The organism is Loigolactobacillus backii (genome assembly GCF_003946275.1).
Lineage (GTDB): Bacteria > Bacillota > Bacilli > Lactobacillales > Lactobacillaceae > Loigolactobacillus > Loigolactobacillus backii.
In genome coordinates, this window is record NZ_RHNQ01000086.1 from 1 (window position 1) to 7,007 (window position 7,007).

General features: G+C 43.4%; 5 protein-coding genes. All 5 read left to right on the forward strand.

Features of this window, described 5'->3' with window-relative positions; genetic code table 11:
- Nucleotides 1–144: 144 nt before the first annotated feature.
- The 5 genes from acpP to ftsY all read left to right on the forward strand — a co-directional run bounded on the left by acpP (nucleotide 145) and on the right by ftsY (nucleotide 6,910).
- Complete coding sequence (gene acpP, locus EKM61_RS10870) at nucleotides 145–387, forward strand: acyl carrier protein (protein WP_068223900.1); 243 nt, start codon at nucleotides 145–147, stop codon at nucleotides 385–387.
- Between the two features lie 419 nt (nucleotides 388–806).
- Nucleotides 807–1,505: a ribonuclease III gene (gene rnc / locus EKM61_RS10875; RefSeq protein WP_068223903.1), complete on the forward strand. Its 699-nt coding sequence runs from the start codon at nucleotides 807–809 to the stop codon at nucleotides 1,503–1,505.
- Nucleotides 1,506–1,519: 14 nt separating this feature from the next.
- Entirely contained in the window at nucleotides 1,520–5,074 is a 3,555-nt protein-coding gene (smc, locus tag EKM61_RS10880) for a chromosome segregation protein SMC (protein WP_068223905.1), read from the forward strand.
- Nucleotides 5,071–5,877, forward strand: coding sequence for a Cof-type HAD-IIB family hydrolase (locus EKM61_RS10885; protein ID WP_068223908.1), 807 nt, complete (start codon nucleotides 5,071–5,073; stop codon nucleotides 5,875–5,877). The genes smc and EKM61_RS10885 overlap by 4 nt, the downstream gene beginning before the upstream one ends.
- Before the next feature lie 16 nt (nucleotides 5,878–5,893).
- Nucleotides 5,894–6,910: a signal recognition particle-docking protein FtsY gene (gene ftsY / locus EKM61_RS10890; RefSeq protein ID WP_068223911.1), complete on the forward strand. Its 1,017-nt coding sequence runs from the start codon at nucleotides 5,894–5,896 to the stop codon at nucleotides 6,908–6,910.
- Nucleotides 6,911–7,007: the final 97 nt, after the last annotated feature.

Consider the following 7,007-nt stretch of genomic DNA (forward strand, 5'->3'; position numbering starts at 1 on the left):
GTGAGCTCTTTTTCTGCACAAAAATCCTGTTAATAGTTTACCATTTGTAAACTATCAACAGGAAAAAGTATAGAGCCAATTTTTCTAAAGGGCTGCTTTGGGTTACACGATTAATTTTAGGTTAAGGCCTTAGGAGGAAAGCACATGTCTGATCAAGAGATCTACGATAAAATTGCCAAATTAATTGAAGATCATTTTGAACTGTCTGCGGATAAGATCACAATGAATTTAAATTTTAAAAAGGATTTAAACGCTGATTCAATCGATGTTGTTGAATTTGTCTTAGAATTAGAAGATACTTTTGGCGCCGAAATTTCTGATGACGATGCTGAAAAGCTCGTTACTGTGGGCGATGCGGTCGCTTACGTTCAAAGTCACCAAAAGTAAATCGATTTTATTAAGGCAAAGGATTCTATGTTTAGTGCGGACACTAAATTAGTTGAAGTCCTTTGCTTTTTTATTTGCCCCGGCTACTGTTGAGTAGGATTTTGAAGCGAAGAACGGTATAATTTAAATGGATATATCTGAAAAGGGATGGAAATTCAATTTAATAACACAATTGTCAACTGGCCGGTGTTTTGTGGTTTAAATTAGTAACGACCTACTTTCCGTTGTTAGGTGGCAACTACTTCATAAATGGCAATCGATTGTTACGCGGGTGTAGCGGTTTGTGGACAATGGCGCCGGGAGCCGGCGGTTTTAAGCGGCTCAAATATTACACTGGCGGGTAGACAGTTGCCATTTCAGAATGGAATCTAGGCACTTTCTAAGCAGTTTTCAGAAACTAAAAATAAAGGAGTACTATTGTGAACGAAAAATTTTTAAAGGAACTCAAGGCCAAATTCGGTATTGAGTACCATAATCTTGCGTTACTTGAAGAGGCATTTACCCAGTCTTCATACGTTAACGAGCACCCTGAGTTACAGTTACAAGATTACCAGCGGATCGAGTTTTTAGGCGACGCTGTAATGGAACTAACTGTGTCCGATTATTTGTATAAAAAGTACCCTAATTATCCTGAAGGTAAATTAACCCGCTTACGGGCTGCAATTGTCTGTGAGGATAGTTTTAGTGCTTTTGCGCGTGAATGTCACTTTGATCAGTACATTCTACTGGGTAGGGGCGAAGAAAAGAACGGTGCCCGTAACCGCAATTCGCTACTATGTGATATTTTTGAAAGCTTTGTTGGTTCACTTTACCTTGATCAAGGTAAAGCCGCTGTGACAAAATTTGTGCAGCAGGTTGTTTTTCCTAAGGTTGAAGCAGGGGCCTTTTCATACGTGATGGATCACAAAACAAACTTACAAGAGTATTTACAAAAAGATGGCGAAGTTGAAATTAGTTATCATTTAGTTGCTGAGGCAATGCCAACTAATAACCAACAATTTACGGTTGAGGTTGTTGCCAAAAGTAAGGTATTAGGTACGGGATCAGGTCACACTAAGAAGGCTGCTGAGCAAGTGGCAGCAGAGGTGGCGTTAGACCGTTTACTAGGTCATGCGTAAAGGGGAACAGAAGTGTGCAGCTTAAGACGTTAGAAATAAATGGATTTAAATCATTTGCGGATAAAACCGTTATTAACTTCAATTCTGGAATTACAGGAATCGTTGGGCCTAATGGTTCAGGAAAAAGTAATATTACGGAGGCTATTCGTTGGGCCCTAGGTGAGCAGTCGGCGAAGAGTCTTCGTGGTGGCAAGATGCCTGATGTGATTTTTGCTGGTTCAAGCGCGCGTAAACCACTTAATCGGGCGGAAGTAACCTTAACTTTTAGTAATCACGATCACGCTTTAAAGACAAGTTTCGAGGAAGTTAGCGTCATGCGTTCGTTGTACCGGGATGGCACCTCGGCGTTTTATATTAACCAAAAGCCCTGCCGGTTAAAGGATATTGTGAATTTATTTATGGATTCTGGCCTTGGGCGAGAATCCTTTTCCATTATTTCCCAGGGAAAAATTGCGGCAGTTTTCAACAGTAAACCAGAGGATCGGCGGGGAATTATCGAGGAGGCCGCTGGGGTTGTTAAATATAAGCAGCGTAAGCATGAAGCCACTGGTCAATTAGATGAAACCGCGGTTAACCTTAACCGCGTCGCAGATATTATTGTGGAATTAAAGGATCAAGTGGAGCCATTAAAAGAGCAGAGTAGTTTGGCCAAGGATTATTTGGCGCAAAAAAAGCAGTTGAACGAAGTAACTAAAACACTTTTGGTTCGGCAAATTGATGAACAAGTGGTGGCAAAAAAACAACAGCAGACTGAGCTCAAGGAGACGCGTGAAAACCTTGAACAGGCAAAACAGAATCAAGCTGCCTTTGCACAACAAGTAACAACGCAAAAGCAGCAACAACAGCAATTGGAGTTGGAATTGGATCAATTACAGCAACAGCGGCTGACGTTGACCAAGCAACAGGCCGATGTTAGTGGTCAGCAGCAATTGGCCGGTGAGCGGCGCAAAGTTGTCCAGGAAAAGGTTGCTAATTTAACGACAACTATTACGACTAAACAGCAACAATTAAGTGAACAAACTGACCTAGTTGCACGTAACACGCAATTATTAACGGAAAAACAGCAACAAGTGGCTCAACAAGAAAAACAGCTTGATCTGCAACAGGACGGCTCGTTGAGTGCCTCCAAGCGGAAACAACAAATTGAAAATTTACGAAATCAATACATTGACCAGATGCAGCAACAAACAACTTTGCATAACGAGGCTGCCTACCTACAAAAACAATTGACTCAAGAAAATGCGGTGAACAAAAAGCAGCAGAATCAATCCAGTGCCGCGCAACAACGGGCTGCTAAAGTAGTTGCAGAATTAGATGCGGCTCAAAAGGCGTTTGAACAGGCCAATGAGCGTGAGCAGACGTTAACAAAACAGTTAACGGATTTGACGCAGTTGCACCAAAGGCATAATCAGCAATATGATCAGGCTCAAAAAAATTGGTATCAGGCGTTGGCAATTATGCAGAAGGCCGAAGCTAAGCAGTCTAGTTTTGCCGAAATGAAGCAGGATTACGCCGGTTTTTATGCAGGCGTTCGTGGCGTTTTAAAAAACCGGCGTCAACTTAATGGGATTGTCGGAGCAGTGGCCGAGTTAGTGGAAGTTCCCGAAAAGTATAATACTGCCATTGAAACAGCCTTAGGCGGACAATTACAATCGGTTGTTGTTGAAAATCAGACTGCTGGTAAGGCCGCCATTCAATTTTTAAAACAAAAGCAATTAGGAAGGGCTACCTTTTTGCCCTTGGATGTTGTGCACGCTGCAGGTTTGACGCAGGCGCAATTAACTGAAGTGCAGCAAGTTACTGGTTTTGTTGGGATCGCGGCTGACCTGGTCACTTATGATCAACGAATTGCGCCAGTTATTCGCCATTTACTGGGTCGAATTGTTATCGCTAAAGATATTACGGCTGCGATTCAAATTGCCAATCAATTACAGCACCGAATTCGGGTTGTTTCCCTTAGTGGCGACGTTATGAATCCCGGGGGCTCAATGACTGGTGGCGGTGCAACCAAACGCGGTGGTTTGCTGGCTCGTGAGTTGGAACAGCGCCAGTTGGCTGAAAAACTCCATGCTATGCAATTACAGTTAGACGATAAAGAGACCGCCTTAAAAACGGCCAAGGCTACTTTGAAAAAAGAAGAAGCACAACAAGTTACTTTACGCCAACAACAGCAAACCTTAACCAAGCAAAATACAACAGCCGCAACCACGATTGCGACGTTGAAAACGCAGCAGGCACAATTTACCCAGCAGCAACAGGCTAGTCTTTACGAAAAGCAACAACAGGCTGTGACTAAAAAACAAGTTGAACAGCAGTTGGCCACTAACACGACTAAGACGACCGCGTTGGTAACGGCCATGGCAACGCTTGATAAGCAACTTCAACAGGCCCAGACTGATCTTACGGCCTATGAGGCTAATCAAAATCAAACGGCCAAGCAGCGACAAGCGGCACAAACGAGTTTGGCGGTTGCTAAAGAACAATTGCAACACTTGAAAAAAGAACAGCGTGAAGGCCAAGCACGTAAAGAGGACTTCGCTTCGGATTTACGTACGGCACAGCAAGAAAAGGAACAACTGACTAAGCAGCTTGCCCAAACTAGCACGACGACAGATTCAGTAAAGGCTAAATTGGCTAAAATTGAACAGCAACTGGGGCAACAAACAACCGCGATTACGGCCAAGCAGCAAAAACGGGCGACAATTGCTACGGCGCTAGAACAGCAACAGTTGCAATTGGATCACGCACAGGCAGTTGTGCAGCAGCAAGACGCCAAATTAACGCAGGTAACGGCGAACGTGGCGGATCTTAATCAACAAATTAATCACGCGCTAACCACACTTTCGGAAACTTATGAATTAAGTTATGCGGCTGCTGAAGCGGCTGCCTTGTCAACGGCGACGGCGGAACTACGTCAGCAGGCCAAATTATTACAAATGGGTCTCGATGATATTGGCACGGTTAACCTAGGGGCAATTTCTGAATACGAGCGATTGAAGAAACGGTATGATTTCTTGAATGAACAACGGCAGGATTTGTTAACGGCTAAAGAACAGTTAACGACCACGATGACAGAAATGGACCAAGAAGTTATTCAACGCTTTAAAACAACCTTTGATCAAGTTGCTGCTGCCTTTAGTGAAACTTTTCCAAAAATGTTTGGTGGCGGTCAGGCTTCGCTTGCGTTAACCGACCCGCATGAGCTATTAACGACGGGCATTGAAATTATCGCACAGCCACCAGGCAAAAAATTGCAACAACTAAGCCTGCTTTCTGGTGGGGAGCGTGCTTTAACGGCCATCACATTATTATTTGCGATTATTAAAGTTCGACCGGTACCTTTATGTATTTTGGATGAAGTCGAGGCGGCATTAGATGATGCCAATGTGGATCGCTTCGGTCGTTTTTTGCAGCATTACGATAAAAATACGCAATTTGTTGTCATCACGCACCGCAAAGGAACGATGATGGCAATGGACGTTTTGTACGGCGTTGCCATGCAGGAATCTGGTGTGTCGCACATGGTTTCAGTTTCACTCAAAGAAGCAACGGAGGTAGTACAGCAATGATTAAAATGATTGCGTTGGACCTAGATGGAACGTTACTAAATAGTCAAAAGCAAATTAGTCCGCGAACAATTACCACATTGCACCGCTTACAGCAGCAAGGGCTTAAAATTGTGCTTTGCACTGGCCGTGCAATTAACGCAATTTCGGACTACTTACAACAGCTTAATTTAATGCAGGCAGGAGAATTTGTTTCCACTTTTAATGGTGCCTTGGTACGCGCAACAATGCAAAAAACACCTCTGCTGCAAATTAACTTGGCCAAGAGTACAATGCAGCCATTGTTTACTTTTGCCCAGCAAGTTAAGTGGCCAGTGGATGTTTTGGATTTTGAACAAGTTTACCACATCACTGATTTCGGAGCGTCGCTTTATCAAGCAATGAATCCAAATTTGAAAGTGGTGGCCACAACCGCGACACAATTGCCGGAGCAGCATGATTATAGTAAACTAGTGATAGCAACGGAGCCAGAGCAGATTAACCAGGCTGTACCACGCTTACCTGAGGAATTAAAGGCAGAATTTAACGTTGCTTCATCCCGAACTAATTTGCTGGAATTTGTACCTAAGACAGTAACTAAGGCGAATGCTTTAGATGTTTTGTTGGCCCACCTTGGTTGGGATCGTAGCAATTTAATGGCGTTTGGCGATCAGGCCAATGATTTGTCCATGATAGCAGCAGCTAACGTGGGGGTGGCCATGGCCAACGCAATTCCAGCGGTTAAGGCCGTAGCTGGGCAAACAACATTGACCAATGATCAAGACGGGGTGGCCGTATTTCTGGACGATTACTTTCAACTTAATTGAGGAAGGAAATGCTTAAATGGGATTATTTGATCGAATTAAACATGCCTTTAGTGGCAATAAACCTGAAGAAGAAACAAAAACTGAAGCGAAATACGACAAAGGATTAGAAAAAAGTCGTAAAACTTTTGGCGAACGAATGAACGCGCTATTTGCTAACTTCCGGTCAGTTGATGAGGCCTTCTTCGATGATTTAGAGGAAACCTTGATTGGCGCCGATGTTGGCTTTGACATGGCCGTTCGAATTAGTGATGAGCTTCGTGAGGAAGTTAAGCTACGTAATGCTAAGAGTCAACAAGAAGTTGCACAGACGATTGTTGAAAAACTCGTTGATATCTATGATGAAGAGGGTAAGGACGAAAAAAATACCATCAATTTTGCGCCAACTGGGCCAACGGTGATTTTATTTGTTGGGGTCAATGGGGCAGGTAAAACGACTACAATTGGCAAGCTGGCCCACCAGTACCAAGAAGACGGTAAAAAAGTCGTGTTAGCTGCTGGTGATACCTTTCGGGCGGCTGCAACTGAGCAATTAGAAGTTTGGGGGCAGCGTGCGGGCGTGCCGGTGGTCAGTGGTAAGGCCCAAAGTGACCCGGCGGCAGTTGTGTTTGATGCCGTCAAAAAGGCTAAGAATGAAGACTTTGATGTTTTGTTGGTCGATACTGCTGGTCGTTTGCAGAATAAAGTTAACTTGATGAAGGAATTAGAAAAAATCAAACGTGTGATTAGTCGTGAAATTCCGGATGCACCGCAAGAGGTATTGTTAGTTTTAGACGCAACCACTGGTCAAAATGCTTTAATTCAGGCCAAACAGTTTAAAGAAACTACCGATGTAACGGGACTTGTTTTAACTAAACTAGATGGTACAGCTAAGGGCGGTATTGTCCTAGCAATTCGCAATGAGCTTCACCTACCCGTTAAGTTAGTCGGCTTGGGTGAACAAATTGATGACTTACAGGCTTTTGATCCAAATGAGTTTGTTTATGGCTTGTTTAAGGGATTGATTACGGATGAACCGGCAAAAGAAAATGAATAACTGAGATTAGTCGTTTGTTAGTAAGCAGTAAATAATCGACCGTTTAAAAAAGGCAAACCGGCTTCTCGAAATTGAGAAATCGGTTTGTCTTTTACAT

Coding starts and splice junctions, on each gene's coding strand:
- EKM61_RS10885 (WP_068223908.1), top strand. CDS start 5,071: ATGATTAAAATGATTGCGTTGGACCTAGATGGAACGTTACTAAATAGT.
- acpP (WP_068223900.1), top strand. CDS start 145: ATGTCTGATCAAGAGATCTACGATAAAATTGCCAAATTAATTGAAGAT.
- ftsY (WP_068223911.1), top strand. CDS start 5,894: ATGGGATTATTTGATCGAATTAAACATGCCTTTAGTGGCAATAAACCT.